General features: G+C 44.1%; 11 protein-coding genes and 2 pseudogenes. 9 read left to right on the top strand and 4 right to left on the bottom strand.

Annotated features, from left to right (window positions below):
* Positions 1-7 precede the first annotated feature (7 nt).
* Positions 8-553, top strand: a complete 546-nt coding sequence (locus L5M37_RS18530) for a hypothetical protein (RefSeq protein WP_263201537.1) — start codon at positions 8-10, stop codon at positions 551-553.
* 99 nt (positions 554-652) lie between these two features.
* On the opposite strand, the gene L5M37_RS18525 is transcribed toward L5M37_RS18530, so the two are convergent.
* The 4 genes and pseudogenes from L5M37_RS18525 to L5M37_RS18510 form a co-directional block, all read right to left on the bottom strand.
* Complete coding sequence (locus tag L5M37_RS18525) at positions 653-2617, bottom strand: LTA synthase family protein (RefSeq protein WP_263201536.1); 1965 nt, start codon at positions 2615-2617, stop codon at positions 653-655.
* A 219-nt stretch (positions 2618-2836) separates the two neighbouring features.
* Positions 2837-5200, bottom strand: coding sequence for a Tex family protein (locus tag L5M37_RS18520; RefSeq protein ID WP_212599491.1), 2364 nt, complete (start codon positions 5198-5200; stop codon positions 2837-2839).
* A 162-nt stretch (positions 5201-5362) separates the two neighbouring features.
* Positions 5363-5725: pseudogene (locus L5M37_RS18515) on the bottom strand (GreA/GreB family elongation factor); the annotation flags it as partial.
* Positions 5726-6127: 402 nt separating this feature from the next.
* Entirely contained in the window at positions 6128-6904 is a 777-nt protein-coding gene (locus tag L5M37_RS18510; protein WP_263168601.1) for a helix-turn-helix transcriptional regulator, read from the bottom strand.
* Between the two features lie 129 nt (positions 6905-7033).
* Between L5M37_RS18510 and L5M37_RS18505 the strand changes: the two genes are divergently transcribed.
* The 8 genes and pseudogenes from L5M37_RS18505 to L5M37_RS18465 form a co-directional block, all read left to right on the top strand.
* Complete coding sequence (locus L5M37_RS18505; protein ID WP_263168604.1) at positions 7034-7306, top strand: transcriptional regulator; 273 nt, start codon at positions 7034-7036, stop codon at positions 7304-7306.
* On the top strand, positions 7297-7671 hold the full coding sequence (locus L5M37_RS18500) for a DNA-binding protein (RefSeq protein ID WP_263168607.1): 375 nt from the start codon (positions 7297-7299) through the stop codon (positions 7669-7671). Before L5M37_RS18505 ends, L5M37_RS18500 begins: the two co-directional genes overlap by 10 nt.
* Complete coding sequence (gmtY, locus tag L5M37_RS18495; protein WP_263168609.1) at positions 7649-9064, top strand: gamma-mobile-trio recombinase GmtY; 1416 nt, start codon at positions 7649-7651, stop codon at positions 9062-9064. The genes L5M37_RS18500 and gmtY overlap by 23 nt, the downstream gene beginning before the upstream one ends.
* Positions 9061-13892 (top strand): annotated as a pseudogene (locus L5M37_RS24175) (VPA1269 family protein). Before gmtY ends, L5M37_RS24175 begins: the two are co-directional and overlap by 4 nt.
* Before the next feature lies 1 nt (position 13893).
* A complete protein-coding gene (gene gmtX / locus L5M37_RS18480; RefSeq protein ID WP_263168615.1) occupies positions 13894-14517 on the top strand; it encodes a gamma-mobile-trio protein GmtX in 624 nt (207 codons plus the stop codon).
* 21 nt (positions 14518-14538) lie between these two features.
* The gene (gene greB / locus L5M37_RS18475) at positions 14539-15033 is read left to right on the top strand and encodes a transcription elongation factor GreB (protein ID WP_263168617.1); all 495 of its coding nucleotides are present in this window, start codon (positions 14539-14541) and stop codon (positions 15031-15033) included.
* A gap of 666 nt (positions 15034-15699) precedes the next feature.
* The gene (locus L5M37_RS18470) at positions 15700-15903 is read left to right on the top strand and encodes a hypothetical protein (RefSeq protein ID WP_263168621.1); all 204 of its coding nucleotides are present in this window, start codon (positions 15700-15702) and stop codon (positions 15901-15903) included.
* 42 nt (positions 15904-15945) lie between these two features.
* Positions 15946-16133, top strand: a 188-nt coding sequence (locus tag L5M37_RS18465; protein WP_263179487.1) for a helix-turn-helix domain-containing protein, incomplete at its 3' end; no start/stop codon positions are given.

Below are 16133 nucleotides of genomic sequence, written 5' to 3'. Positions count from 1 at the left end.
ATTTTCCATGTTAGTTGTCAGTAACTACCCCCAAGTCCCGCTAGCGACCAGTAATGTCGCGACGGACTCGGCTCGGGTCGACAACCAACTGAAACCTGTGGTCATCCCACCACAAGCGGCAACTAAAGGTCACGAAGAACGCGCCTTTAATCCACAGAATGAACGCACTGCGGATCAAGCTCAACAACAGGCGAAAACGCTCGAGCATAATCAGCAGCAAGTTCAAGAAAAACAGCAGCAACAGCAATCCTCACAGCAACAGAACCAACAACAGCAAGAGAAAAAAACGCCCCTTGTCGTGGCCGAGCGTGTTTTACCTAAAACGCTAAAAATTGCAGCAAGAGGCCAAGCGGCACTGCAACGTAAGGATATACGCTTAAAGGTCAGTCAAGGTGCGACAAGTTATGCCACTAGTAGCGCTAAAGCGAATGTTCGACAATCGCTTCAAGGCGAATCGAGTCAATTTTATCAACAACTTGGGCAGCGTATTGGTCAGTTTTATCAGCAGCAGACTCAGCCAGAGCAAGAATCTATTATGTCGACGTGGATTTAACCTATTCCAATCGTATGAATCCGTTTGCGCACAAAATTAGCATGAGTGATAAACAAAAATGCCGCTAAAAATAGCGGCATTTTCCATTCTGTTTAACGCTTATTTAGGCAAACGATACAGCTCTTGCTGGTAGGCCAAACTGCCCCACAATGCCCAACTTAAGGCTTTCTTCTCTAGCGCGGCAGCAGCGGGTGGATGAGGTGTTAACTGCTCGTTTTTTTCATTATATTCGAAACCCTGTGCCTCTTTCTCTGGTTGCAGAATGACCACATCTTTACCTTCCATCAGCGCAAAGTTTTTATCGTATTGCATCAGAGCACGCCCTGGCCAATCATCGCTGACCTGAGTTAAGTCACGGCCCAGCATAGGGTAAGAGTCAGATATTCCAATTAAGGATAACAAAGTCGGCGGCAAGTCAATTTGACTCACGATACGATGATCGCGTTTTGGCGCAACATTATCCCCAAGAATTAATCCCGGAATACGGAAACGCGATACTGGCACCAGATCCGCACCACCCACTCGACTGTCATGGTCGGCAACCACGATAAAAATCGTATCTTTCCAATAGTCCGCGTTTTTCGCCAATTTGAAAAACTCACCAACCGCATAATCAGCATATTTCGCCGCATTGTTGCGAGTTTGCTTAGGTTGTTCATAAAGTTCGATACGATCATCTGGGAATTCAAATGGATCATGGTTGCTCGAACTAAACACTAAACTAAAGAAAGGCTTACCTTCGCTATGCAGACGCTCAAACTCACTGTTCGCCTTGCGCATTAAATCTTCGTCTGACGCGCCCCACGAACCCACGAAGGCCGGAGATTTGTAATCTTTCTGATCTATGATGTCACTAAAGCCGTTGCCCAAGAAGAAGCTACGCATATTGTCGAAATGACTTTCGCCACCATAAATAAACTGCGTGGTATATCCATGATTTTTAAGTAATTCAGCAATACTGAAAAAGCCAACTTGGCTCTTACCTAGCTTCACCACAGCGCGAGCTGGCGTTGGCGTAAAACCTGTTGTCACGGCTTCGATTCCGCGTACAGATCGTGTACCAGTAGCGTACAAGTTATCGAAATACCAACCTTCTTTAGACAAAGCATCGATATTCGGTGTCAGGGGTAACCCACCTAAACTGCCGACAAATCGTGCGCCTAAGCTCTCTTGCAGTAGGATCACTAAGTTCTTTGGCTTACCAGTATAACTGGCTTGGTTAAAGCTCAGTGATGGGATATCCGTTGAAGTAAAGGCACTTTCAGGGCGACCACTTTCCTGCCTAATCGTTGCAATAACCTCCGCGTTATCTAGCTTGCCATACACTTTAGAAGCATCTTCTTCACTATCCATCTGCTTGATGGCAAACACCAAGGAATAAGCAGAGTTAATCACTAAAGAGTTCACTAATGGATCGTCAGCAAAGGCCACCAGAGCGGGGTTAAGCGGACGATGACCCAAGGTTGAACGGGCACCTAATATCGTAATTGCGATAACAATTAACGCTAATACTGGACGCCAATACCAGCGCGGAAAGCGCAGGTTTCTCGTCAGTTTACCGCTGAGAACCCAACCGCCCCAGAGTGTACCTATGGTTAATAATATTGAGAAAATAAGCTCAAGCTTACGACCCGCCCACAGCATAGAAAGCACTTCTTTCGGGTAGATCAGATATTCCACATACAAACGATTCGGACGAAAACCGTATTCTTCAATAAAGGCGGGGGTCGATGCTTCTAAAAACAGCATTATCCACAGACCGACGGTTAACCACACCCGTAAAATCGGCTGCCATAGACGGCCAATAAAATGATCACCTGAAAATAATGCAGTCCCTAAGGCGGCAATCCCCCATAACCAGCACAGGGTAGCGATATCGATGCGTAAACCTTGGATTAATAGATGCGACCAACCATCCACAGCGGCAACGCGATCGGCTTGCCACAGCCCTAAAGCGATACGGCTCGCGGTGGCAATGAAAAGCACTAATAGCCAGAAAATAAAGATGGCGCGAAAAGGCCCATGGGCATTGTTTCGCCCGCGAGGTGATAAACCAGATTGCATGTGTTACCCCAAAACGTATAAAAAGAGCCACTCTGCTTTGGAGTGTCAATTTGAAAAAATCGGTGAATAAGCTGTGCTATGACAACCGATTTTGCTTAACGTTGCATTAAATGCCGACTTTATATTCCCTAAGACGACATTTATGCAACAATTTTGTGAGTAACAGGTTAAAAAGTCGACTCGGACATGACGTATGTCCGAGTATTTACATTACAACGTTTACTTTTTCAGCTTAGCGAAGGCATCGGCAAAGGCATTGCCCATGGCAGCGTTTGCTGGCGCTTTAGGTGTTTGCTTTTGCGCAGGACGCGCAGCCGGTTTCGCTGACTGCGGTGTTTTACCATGATTAGTTCTGGCAGGATTGTGTGGTCTTTGCTGCGGCTTGCTTTGGTCGATAGCTTCATCCAAACGCATGCTCAAACCGATGCGGCGGCGCTCAACGTCAACTTCCATTACTTTGACTTTCACCACATCTCCCGCTTTCACCACAGTGTGCGGGTCGCTGATGAACTTGTCGGTTAGAGAAGAGATATGCACGAGTCCATCTTGATGTACGCCAATATCGACGAAGGCACCAAAATTAGTCACGTTGGTCACTACGCCTTCGAGTACCATTTCAGGTTTCAGATGTTTAAGTTCTTCAACACCATCTTTAAACTTGGCGGTTTTGAACTCACCGCGGGGATCGCGTCCTGGCTTATCCAGTTCGGCTAAAATATCCGTCACCGTCGGCAGACCAAATTCCGCCGTAATAAACTCTTCTGCCTTGATGCTGCGCAGCAAATCAGAGTTACCCATCAGGCTCGCCAACTCTACTTGCTTAGTCTTAGCGATAGTTTCCACTAGCGAATAAGCCTCTGGATGCACAGACGAGGCATCGAGTGGATTGTCCCCTTCTCGAATACGCAAAAAGCCCGCCGCTTGCTCGTAGGCTTTAGGCCCTAAACGCGGTACTTTCAGCAGCTCTTTACGATTCTTAAACTGACCATTGGCATCGCGATAATCGACCACGTTTTTCGCTAACGTCTTATTTAAACCAGCCACTTGTGACAATAACGGCACTGAGGCCATGTTGAGATCTACACCCACGCCGTTTACACAGTCTTCCACCACGGCTTCCAACGAACCCGATAATTGGCTTTGACTCACGTCGTGTTGGTATTGACCGACACCGATAGACTTAGGCTCAATCTTCACTAATTCGGCTAATGGATCTTGCAAGCGACGGGCGATAGACACTGCACCACGAATCGACACATCCAGATCAGGAAACTCCAACGCCGCCAATTCCGATGCAGAATACACAGACGCGCCCGCCTCACTGACCATCACTTTGGTCAAATGTGGATGGGTATCTTTCACTTCGGCAATCAGCTCAGCGGCCAGCTTGTCAGTTTCCCGTGATGCAGTGCCGTTACCAATCGCAATCAGCTCAACCTTATGCATTTTGACTAAGTTAGCCAAAGTACGGATCGACTTTTCCCACAGATTTTGCGGTGCGTGTGGGAAAATAGTCGCATGGCACAACAACTTACCTGTGTTATCGACCACTGCTACTTTAACACCGGTACGTAAACCAGGATCGAGTCCCATGGTGGCTTTCGCGCCCGCAGGAGCGGCCATCAATAAATCACCTAGATTACGGGCGAAAACTTTAATCGCTTCGGCTTCAGCGCGTTCGCGCATTTGCGAAATAAACTCAGTTTCCATCTGCAGGGCAATCTTAATACGCCATGTCGCCGTCACCACAGTTTTCAACCATTGATCAACGCTGCTATCACCTAATTTCAGCCCTAAATGATCACAGATAATCACTTCGCAGTAACTACCTTGGCCCGCTTCAGCGGCTGGATCGGCATTCATAGATAAGGTTAAGAAACCTTCATTACGCCCACGCAGCATAGCCAGTGCACGGTGTGATGGGATCTTAGCTAACTGTTCTGTATGCTCAAAATAATCGCGGAACTTCGCGCCGTCTTTCTCTTTGCCAGCAATTAAACGGCTTTCTAACACACTGTTTTGGCTTAAATGCTCACGCACTTTACGCAGTAATTCAGCGTCTTCGGCGTAACGCTCCATCAGGATATAACGCGCGCCCTCGAGCACAGCTTTAACATCGGCAAAACCCGCTTCGCTATTGATATAGCCTGCCGCTGTAGTCTCGACATCTACGCTACGATCAGCCAGTAAGGCCTCGGCTAATGGCTCAAGCCCAGCCTCGATAGCGATTTGGCCCTTAGTACGACGCTTAGGTTTGAAGGGCAGGTATAAATCTTCGAGGCGTGTCTTACTGTCTGCCTCGTCAATCGCCCATTGTAATTCTGGCGTTAACTTACCCTGAGCTTGGATGCTAGACAGGATCACTTGGCGTCTGTCGTTCAGCTCACGCAGGTAACCTAAACGCGTGTACAAGGTACGCAGTTGTGTATCGTCTAAACCGCCCGTTGCTTCTTTACGGTAGCGGGCAACGAAGGGAACTGTCGCACCATCGTCAAGCAGAGTGATGGTTGCGGCAACTTGTTGCTCACGAACATTCAGTTCTTGAGCGATAATCTGAGCGATGTTATGTGCATTAGTTTGCATAAATAAAGTGTCGTGCCTAACTGTAAAGTAAGTCGTTATTGCGCCAAAGATACCACAGGCGCCCCGTATGTTTCATGCTAAAGCCTAGGTCAAATCAGAGAGTTTGATCTTTCCCGCAATCCCGTGACTACCGCCGCTATTTTAACAGCGGCAACTCTGTGGTTAATTCGCCTCGCTGGCGAGAGTAGTTTCAAAAGGGGTATAACGGATCTGATTGATATACCACTCTTTTGGACCCGATGGCGTTTGCACTAGCACCTCATCATCCACTTGCTTGCCGATTAAGGCACGCGCCATGGGCGAGTCGATGGTGATATAGCCTAATTTTGTATCGAGCTCATCTTTACCGACGATCCGATAACGCACTCGATCACCGGCTTCACTTTCAAGCTCAAACCAAGCGCCAAAGAATATTTTGCCTTCCTGCTGCGGCGAGTAATCGACGATTTTTAATTCTTCTAACCGCTTAACTAAGTATCTGACTCGGCCATCAATTTGTCTTAACAAACGCTTGTTGTAGGTGTATTAGTACCACTCCAATAAGCATACTAAAAATATGTGAGTTATCAATTTAATGCTCTAGATCCAATGTTTTCTAGTTAATGAAGATACATTAGTACCACTAACTATATAACTTATACTAATAGACTCTGGGAAGTAAGTTATGCCTTTATATGTATAGGGTCTAGTTAAATGAACACTGGGTAACGTTAGGCATCAGAGTGAATTTATGTGGATTAGATAGGATCGTAATGTTGATGAGAACTAGATATGGCGCTGGGCTCAAGGTTTTTAAAACTTGGCCCCTTACTTATTTGAAGCATTACATAATCTGAGCATGTTTGAGCACTCCTTTTAACACGTGCTGATTTAACCTAGTAGATTGAGCGCTGAGCGAATGTGGTGAAAGTCAGTTAAACATTTAAACTAATCGCCGATATCTTTGCCAATCGAAACCACTTGACCAATAACTTTGATTTGGTCCTGTTTTTCCTTGTCGATATCTATCTTATCATAGATCTGATTATCACTAATCAGTCGCCAAGTGCTGAGCGTACTCTGAAAACGTTTCACGAGCAGTTCATCACCTTGTCTAAAAGCATAAATGTGTCCATCCATCGGCTTATTGCGGCCAACATGAATAATCAACGTATCATTATTGTTTATCGTTGGCTTCATGCTGTCGCCGCTGGCGAATATTAGCACTAAATCATTATGATTAAATTCACGTTCTTTCAACCAGTTAATACTTACAGGTTTGAATTTTGCGGCGTTCTTACGCTCAAGGTTTGGATAGATAAATGAACCATTCTCTATCTGCATCATATAGAGCGGGATCAGCTTAAAATCATTCAAAAAGTCAGGTTCAACGTATTGGATGGAATATCCACCTATTTCATCTTCAACGCCTTCAAACTCATTATTTAGCAATATTCTCTGCACGTCAGCTGGAAACAAACTAATGTGGTACTCTGTTGCTTTAGTGCCCCTTCTCTTTCGAGCCAGATGAGTTTTACCTTCTGCCAACTCCTTTAAATGATCCCTTGTCCATCTTGCCGATGTAGGAAAACTCCCACAACCGGACAATTCGGATGCCGTAAACCATGAAATCCGTTGCTCTTTACTATCAACGGATGTTCGATCTGCTTGTGCATTTTCAACATCCATTCCTTCTATCTTATTGTTTGAATTCTTGTAATTCATATTTAAACCCATAGTTTCAAGTTATACAAACGGATGCGACATCAAATAAACCATCCGTTACATTGACCAAACCATCCGTTTGATCAATTATTGAGTTACAAAGCGGAGCAACAAAGCGGAGTTACTAGGGTGAATAACAGAATAGTCTCTCAAATAAATGAACCTGATGGAAGTGATTGGCATCGTGCCGACATTATCGCCGCTTTAAAAAAACGCGGTTTGTCCGTTCGTCAGCTATCAAGGGACGCAGGTTTAAGCGAAAACACTCTAGCAAACGCACTGCGTTCACCTTGGCCTAAAGGCGAGGAGATTATCGCCACGGCCATAGGTATGACACCAGAACATGTTTGGCCTAGCCGTTATCGCTCAGTGCGCGCAGCGAGTGTCTTCGTATGTGGCTAATAGCAAGTAAATTAGCAGGCGTTGTTGGCTTGCCTAGTTCAGATAGAAATATTCGTGAGCAATTAAAAAAACTTGCCACTGAGAATCCAGAACTTGCCCGAAAAAGACAAGGGACTAAAGGAACCGAATACCATATCAGCCTATTACCGACTACAACCAAAACTGGCGATCAAGTGCTTGTCTTACCTAAAAAGAAAAGCCTGCAGTCCTATTGCCGTGAAGAACTTTGGTCGCGTTGGAATAAAACCAATCATGCCGCCCAGACTAAAGTACAATTTGCGTTACGCACAGTGCAAGCTGTGTTCGCACTTCAGCGTAATGACATCAAATTGATGGATGCGTATGACGTACGACATCTCTCTTAGCACGCTGCGCCGTCACTGCACCATGGTTAAAGGGATTGATGAAGCCGATTGGGCACCAGCCTTATTGCCGAAACACTTTGAAGCCTCACAGCCTTATGTTCTAAAGCGGTATGTACTGTACAAAGCTCATCAAGCGACTTCAACAACTAACTTACCGGCTCTCTTTACTGAAAAAGGAGCCTTGATCTCACATTTAAGATTTCTCTATACCAAGCGTCATAAATCTCAATCTTGGGTTGAACGCAATGTCTTTGCAGTAGAGCTGCTACTTAAATTTATAAATGCCCATATTAATACTTCGATATCAGCCACAGAGTTGCTTCGTTCTTTTGTCGATACTCTATACATCGGCTCAATAGATAATTCAAACTACGACCACTCTGGTTTGTACTGGCAATCAAGGAAGGTTGAAGATGTTAACGTACTACTTAGCCACATTAACTTCTATTGTGACTATCTAGACCAACAGCATGGCCATGAGTTACCTAATCTGAACCCATTAAGAAAAGCGACAAAAGCAGAGGAGAAAATGCGCTGGTGCGCTTACTATAAACGTCAGTCAAACTGTTTCTTAAACCACCTTAGTAACCCATCAAAACATCAGTTTACTATGGTCCGCAACATTAAGGGCCCTATAAATCATCTAGTGTCGATTGAATCAGTAAATCGTTTCCCAGAAGAGCATTTCGAACGTTTTTTACAATATGGTTTTCTCAACAATCGAAACAATGAGATGAATTTCGGAAGTCTGCTAATTGGAATGTTGATGCACTATGGGGGGCTTAGACTATCTGAGTGTTTCCACATTTATACCAGTGACATTGCTCTTGATAGTAAAGATGGGTCTGCAATAGTTTCGGTTTTTCATCCTAGTGATGGAGCAAGTCCGGAGCAAGGGTTCTCAAATCGCAGAGAGTATCTAAACGCTCGCTTTCGCCTGAAACCGCGTAATGAATACAAACGGTCCCACAGACTTTTCTCTGGATGGAAAGGGGCCCTATTAACAAACCGCAACTTGTCATTCGATGTTATGTTTTTCCCTAGTAGTAAGGCGATCGAATTCTGCTGGTTATTGCAGCAATACCTATCAGTAAGAATTAATGGCGAACATCCATATTTGTTCACAAATTCATATGGGGAACCAGAATCAAAAAAAAACTTTATTCAAAAGCACCAGCGAGCAGTGGAACGGATTGGACTTGTAACAGGGAAACATCTCGGAACTAGCCCCCACTCTCACAGACACTCGTATGGTTATAGGCTCGCGACCTCGGGGTTTAACCAGTTAGAAATTCAAAAAGCGATGCACCATAAGAGCCCAGAAAGTTGTTTGGTCTATATAAAACCTCAAGATTTTGAAATTAGAGAAAAAATTAGGGAGTTAGGCCTATGAAAAAATGTTTTTATGCTTCTCTAACCGAAGCCCAGCAAGCTGCCCAAGCCCTCGGTATCACCACAAGCGTAGAATACGTAAAGCGTTACCGAGAAGATCCGCGTTTGCCAAGCGCTCCGAGTGCAAACTATGCTGCCGAGTGGCAGTCTTGGACTCAGTTTTTCGGCAAAAAAGAGAAAGTTTTCTACACCTCCTACGACGAAGCCCAGCAGGCCGCCCAAGCTCTCGGCATAGCCACTCTGACGGAATACCAACAGCGTTACAATGAAGACCTGCGCTTGCCAAGCTCTCCTTACGCAACATATTCCGCAGACTGGCAATCCTGGCCCACATTTTTAGGCACAGACAAAAAATTCTATGCGGCCCTCATCGAAGCCCAGCAGGCAGCTCAAGCCCTCGGTATAGCCTCACGGCCAGAATACCAACAGCGATACCGTGAAGACCCGCGTTTACCCCGCAAACCTTACGCAACCTATGCCGCCGACTGGGAATCCTGGCCCAAATTTTTAGGCACAGACAATAAATTCTATGCGACCCTCGCCGAAGCCCAGCTGGCCGCCGAAGCCCTCGGCATCACTTCATCGGCAGAATACCAACAGCGATACAGTCAAGACCTGCGCCTGCCCAGAGTACCGAATGTGGCCTATGCAGCTGAATGGCAGTCCTGGACTCAGTTTTTCGGCAAAGAAGAGAAAGTTTTCTACGCCTCCTACGCCGAAGCCCAGCAGGCCGCCAAAGCCCTCGGCATCACTTCATCGACAGAATACCAACAGCGATACTGTGAAGACCCGTATTTGCCCAGCACCCCTCGTGTATTCTATTCCACCTACTGGCAGTCTTGGACTCAGTTTCTCGGCAAAGAAGAGAAAGTTTTCTATACCTCCTACGCCGAAGCCCAGCAGGCTGCCCAAGCTCTCGGCATAGCCACTCTGACAGAATACCAACAGCGATACAATGAAGACCAGCGCTTGCCAAGCTCTCCTTACGCAACATATTCCGCAGACTGGCAATCCTGGCCCACATTTTTAGGCACAGACAATAAATTCTATACTACACTCACCGAAGCACAGCAGGCCGCCCAAGCGCTCGGCATCACTTCATCGGGAGAATACCTAAAGCGTTACCGTGAAGACCCGCGCTTGTCCAGCTTCCCTCCTGCATTCTACTCCGCCGACTGGCAATCATGGATTCAGTTTTTCGACAAAGAAGAGAAAGTTTTCTACGCCTCCTACGCCGAAGCCCTGCAGGCTGCCCAAACCCTCGGCATCACTTCATCGACAGAATACCAACAGCGATACTGTGAAGACCCGCGTTTGCCCAGCTGCCCTCCTGTATTCTATTCCGCCGACTGGCAATCCTGGCCCACATTTTTAGGCAAACAAAATAAATTCTATTCCTCCCTCGCAGAAGCTCAACTGGCTGCCAAAGCCCTCAGTATCACCACTCAGGCAGATTACCAACAGCGTTACCGTGATGACCAACGCTTGCCCAGCAAACCGAGTGCGACCTATTCCGCAGACTGGCAATCCTGGCCCACATTTTTATGCAAAGAAAATAAATTCTATGCCTCCCTCGCCGAAGCCCAACTGGCAGCCAAAGCCATCGGCATCACGACTCAGGCAGATTACCAACAGCGTTACCGTGATGACCCGCGCCTGCCCAGCAGCCCGAATGCGACCTATTCTACCGACTGGCAAACCTGGCCCACATTTTTAGGCACAGAAAACAAATTCTATGCCTCCCTCGCCGAAGCCCAACTGGCTGCCCAAACCCTCGGCATCACCTCTCAGCCAGAATACCAACAGCGTTACCGTGAGGACCCGCGCCTGCCCAGCACACCGAATACGAACTATTCCGCCGACTGGCAATCCTGGCCCACATTTTTAGGTAAAGAAGAAAAAATATTCTATGTCTCCCTCACCGAAGCCCAGCAGGCCGCCCAAAACCTCGGCATCACTTCAGCGGGAGAATACCAACAAAGTTACCGTGAAGACCCGCGCTTGCCCAGCGCCCCTCCTGTATTCTATCCCGACGACTGGCAATCATGGTCTGAATTTTTACTGCCAAAGCAAATTAAAACACTTAATGAATTAAAGAACGCATGCAAAGTTTTAGGAATTAAGAATGCACTACAGTATCGTCACGTACAGAAAAACTATACGCAAATGCCCTCGAAACCTGATAAGAAATTTACAGATTGGATAGATTGGTATGATTTATTAGATATTGCAAAACCATATGAACTTCATGAGCTTAAAAAAATTGTTCAACTCAATCTATGTACATCTCTAGCTGATTATAAAAACTTACGCAGCAAACTGAACGACCCCAAAATGCCAGTATCTCCAATTGAGTATTATGAAGGTGACGGCTGGACCAACACCTTTGATTTCTTTGGAGTAAAGAGACCTTATCAAGTCCGATATTTTGAGCCTGAATGGAAACCATGGGGTGATTTGATTACTGAGTTTTTGAAAACTGCAAAAGGAGGGGACACTAAAGTCAAAGACCTTTGTGAATTTGTCCGAGAATACATTGAACCCAATATGTTTGAAACCTCTCCACTTGACTACCTCACTCACGGCAAAACCAATATTCAACCCATGCTTGAATTATTTGAATCAGTACCTATCACTCGTAAGAAAAAATGGCTCTTTTCAATCAATGAATTTTTAGACTGGATCATTGTAAAATTCTTAACAATTGAGGATTACGATACAGGTGAAGTATCTTGCATAAAGGGAGCAAAAACCCATTTTATAACATCAATTTTGATGGGGAACAAATACCGATTGCACTTAATGAAACCAACAAATTAGCATTACCTTATCAATTTGTAAAAAGCGCTCGAGAATGGATTCTGCCTCCAAACTCAATGCTCAAACAAACTAGTTACTCGGAACTCCACCATCTTCATAAGTTTCCAGCCGACTGGATTGCAATCGATGATTCATTCGTAATAGATCCTTCAGACCCAGACTGTGTAACTAAAGTAGAAGGCAACAAAAAGTTCCTTTGGTTACCAATATATTGGACCTACACCTATGCATTAATGCAATTACCTGCAAGAGGAAGACAAATTGTCTATTGCGACTCAGGTGAAGCTGATTCAGAGGTGCCCGAAATTCAAAACAATAGCATTATATGGCAAAAAAATCGAAACAGGCTTGCGGGCCTAACTAAACGACAAAGCATGGTGAGCAAAACAAAAGATAATGACTTTGGCGTTTATTACACATCAAATAAAACCAACTTTAATGGTGAAGGTTATGCCATCCCATTTATGCCTCAAGAGTTGGCTTATTGGCTCATCAAGTTAAGAAAATGGCAAGAGAAATACAACCCAATTGATGCTCCCACCAAATGGTTTTATTGCACACGAACTAACTTAAACGAGATACAAAGAAAACACAAAGGCATTAACTGCTTTCTTTTTAGAGATTATCAAGAAAATGAACCAGGAACATTTAATGGCCGCTTAGCCTCAAGACTTGCAGCTGCACTTTTCTTTACATCTGAAGATCAATTAGTCTCAGCAACTTATGCCGAACAAAACTTTAAGGAGTGTCACCATAAACTTGCGCAGCAACAGGGTATAGCTCTTACCAACTTTAAGTCCGCTTACACACCACATTCTATGCGCGTCAGCCTAATTAATGCTTACGCTTATGAATTCGGCATGCCACTAGAAGTAATTATGAAGCTAGTTGGGCATTCGTCGATTGTCATGTGTATTTACTATATGAAAAGTGGCAAAACAGGCGCAAATATTCGAGAGCGAATAGAACTTGGAGAGAAACAAGCATTAAGCCAAGGCGCGGAAACTTTAAGAAGTTTCATTGAATCACAACGAGTTGAACAGTGTAAAAGCCAGTTGGTAGCAAATAATCCAGAATTTCTGCAAACCATAGATAATATTCGGCCAGCCTCCAGCTATCTGTTTAAGGACTTTGGCATGTGCCCTGTTGGTGGTGCATATTGTAGCGAAGGTGGAGTACCGGTTGCAGTAAAAGCGAATATCTACCACCCAGTCAATTCGGGTTATCTAGGAGAACAAAATTGTATTCAATGCAGGTTTTTTGTCACAGGACCCGCTTTTATGATGGGACTGACGGCACTTTTTAATGAAATTTGTTTAGCCGTTAACACTCAATCACATCGCTATGCAAAGTTAGAAAGTGAGCTAAATCAAGCAGTCACCCAAATTCATGTACTCTCGCATGAGATCTACCAACAAAAAATCCAAAACGAGCACTTGGTTAAGCTCGAACAAGAAAAACTGCAGCTCCAAGCCATAAGACGGAAACTAAACTCCGAAATAGAGACTAGAGCGAAGAAAATGGATTTATACATGTCTGATATGAACTCCATCCATAAGCACCTGATTAGTTGCAAAAAGATACTCAATCAAGAAAAACTATTCGACTGTTCAAAATTGCATTTACTCGTACCACACGAATTTGAAGTAAGTTTTGAACTGAATGATGTCAGTGGTTTTCAGCAACTATCAGAAGTATGTGAAAATGCTGAACTGTATCATAGTTGTAGCGACGAATTAGCGGTTACAAGACGCAGCCAAGCACTCGATAAAATGCTGATCCAAAATGGATTAAATCCGCAGTTTGTGTTCCTTAGTGAGGAGCTGCAACTTGTGGTCGGTAATCAAATGACTCAATTAATGCTCACAAGACTACAAAGCTGGGAAAAGATCGATAAACTTATTAATGGCAGTTTAGTGTTAAACGACTTCACAGAGGCGGAAAGATTCTCTAGTCGCGATATAAAAGAGCTGTTTGCGAGCTCAACCCCTCTAAAGTTGGTAAATTAAGATGTTAGAAATATCTCCTCAAATAGTACTGGAACAACTAAAAAAGCAAGTCTCGAACAAAATTCAAGCCTCACTCGAGGCTATCTATCTCATTTGCGAGGAGCAACAGCAGCGTGGACTGAATGAATTTAGCTATGCGACAATCGCTCGCCTTGGTAAAGGTCGCGGAGTACCTGCAGCACAAAGCATTCGCAATAAAACTGGCGAACCTTATCGTAGCTTGATTGCTAGCTTTGCCAACTTAACTCCGAAGTCGAATAAACCAGTCGCAAAAACAAACAAAGGGCAAAGTTACGCTTGGATTGATGAGCTGAAGGATCCGATTGTAAGACTGCAAGCAAACATACTCTATTCCCAAAAGCTTACAGCAGAAAGATTAGTAAATGAAATTGTCCCAATTAATCAAGTTATCGAGGTTTTTGATGGTGCAGCAACTGCATCAGTACAGGCCAAGCTGACTGACTTGGAAAGAGAAGCTTTTGAATACCTTATTTCTACAGAGTTTATGCGACGGCAACAATTGGAGTTCGGCCCAAATGGCAGTATATTGTCGTTCAATAGCAAAGACTCTGTTTTCCCTGTAGCAACAATTGATGCCATTAAAAAGGCATTACAGTATTTGTAATCAAGGGATGGGTGCAACAACTTGAAAACTAACTTAATAACCCGTGAAGGTTTTGAAAAGCTCAATACAGAACTTAACTACCTTTGGCGTGAGTACAGACCTGAGATCACTAAAAAAGTGACTTGGGCAGCGAGTCTTGGTGATCGCTCAGAAAACGCTGACTACAAAGAAAATAAGAGGTTACTTAGACAAATCGACTCTCGTGTCAGATTCCTAAGAAAGCGAATTGAAGCCGTTAAAATTGTTGAGTATTCCCCTCAACAAGATGGAAAAATATTTTTTGGTGCTTGGGTTCAAATCGAAAATGACGCTGGTGATATGAAAAGCTTCCGTATAGTTGGTCCTGACGAGATCTATGGAAGAAATGACTATATTTCGATAGATGCCCCAATGGCTCGCGCTTTGCTGAAAAAAGAAGTAGATGACGAAGTTGTGGTCAGTACACCATTAGGTGAACATACCTGGTATGTAAATTCTATTTCCTACCAAAACCCTCAAATAGAGAATGATCAATAGCAAAATCTGTTTAAAAAAAGCTTCACATGAAAACCGGTGGGGGGAGGATGTAAAAAAATCATGACTATTTTTCACATCCCAGAATTCCGATACAAGACTAGTCGCAACTAAATTGTACAGTAACCTTACCGGTCATTGTAAAGCTAGATCAACGACACTGACCTAAATTTAGTCGATCTTAAAGCTAGGCATTATTAATATATTTGTACTTCTTCTAGGGCTTTTTGAGCTAGATTTAGGAAAGAAATATAAAGGCTTTGCTCCACTTAGTACATGTTTCTCCCAAGCCAATTGCCTTCTCTTTTTTTCCTTTGCTAACTTGTCATACTCTTCACTCATACCGCTACCTACTTAAAAGCTAATATTGTTAAGTTAAATAGTGAACCCGACCACTTTGTTTATAAAACATACAATAAACATATTTTGATTTATGTACAAGCAGTCAGAAAAAATAGGAGCTTCACCCCCTTGAGCTTTCTATGAGACTTACATATTAGGCTTTCAATTAGCAGTGTTAAAGCAGCTAATGTTAAGGGCACATTTAATTGCATTTTTATTAAAAGGGATCATCCCAACCTCAAAATATAGATGACTTAACACTAGTTTAGGCGGAAGATACGAGTTTTATGAAATAATGAGTTGATGGATGAAAACAGAGGATCTGATATGCAAGAAATTGATTTTAACGGTTCAAGTGCTACTCGGATTGGGATGAGAACTTCATTGAAAATCTTGGAAAAATGGGGCTGCAATCAGGATCAAGTTCAGGCTTTACTCACACCTCCCAAAAACTATAACGACCTTGATTTTAAACAAGTGAGTTTCAATCAAGAACAAATTGAAAGAATTAGCTATACCGGTGATCAATGAAGATGCTTGATTTTCAGTGAAATGAGGATCAAGCTAACGATTATGAAACTACTCCTTACTCCTGAACAAAAACAAGTCCTAGAGACCCAGCATGCTCAAACGCGTGACGGGCGTATTCGTGACCGCATCAAAGCAGTACTGCTTGCATCCGAAGGCTGGACCCCGGCAATGATTTCTCAAGCATTACGCATTCATGAAAGCACTGTACGTAATCACCTTGCCGATTACAC

It is taken from the genome of Shewanella sp. SM69 (assembly GCF_025653985.1).
Taxonomy (GTDB): Bacteria; Pseudomonadota; Gammaproteobacteria; order Enterobacterales; family Shewanellaceae; genus Shewanella; species Shewanella oncorhynchi.
Note: the sequence above shows the minus strand (reverse complement) of the source record. Positions and strands in the feature narration are given on the sequence as shown.

Bases quoted from the DNA above. Each gene is read 5' to 3' on its own strand.
- L5M37_RS18530 (WP_263201537.1), top strand. From the start codon at position 8: ATGTTAGTTGTCAGTAACTACCCCCAAGTCCCGCTAGCGACCAGTAAT.
- L5M37_RS18525 (WP_263201536.1), bottom strand. From the start codon at position 2,617: ATGCAATCTGGTTTATCACCTCGCGGGCGAAACAATGCCCATGGGCCT.
- L5M37_RS18520 (WP_212599491.1), bottom strand. From the start codon at position 5,200: ATGCAAACTAATGCACATAACATCGCTCAGATTATCGCTCAAGAACTG.
- L5M37_RS18510 (WP_263168601.1), bottom strand. From the start codon at position 6,904: ATGAATTACAAGAATTCAAACAATAAGATAGAAGGAATGGATGTTGAA.
- L5M37_RS18500 (WP_263168607.1), top strand. From the start codon at position 7,297: ATGTGGCTAATAGCAAGTAAATTAGCAGGCGTTGTTGGCTTGCCTAGT.
- gmtY (WP_263168609.1), top strand. From the start codon at position 7,649: ATGACGTACGACATCTCTCTTAGCACGCTGCGCCGTCACTGCACCATG.
- gmtX (WP_263168615.1), top strand. From the start codon at position 13,894: ATGTTAGAAATATCTCCTCAAATAGTACTGGAACAACTAAAAAAGCAA.
- L5M37_RS18470 (WP_263168621.1), top strand. From the start codon at position 15,700: ATGCAAGAAATTGATTTTAACGGTTCAAGTGCTACTCGGATTGGGATG.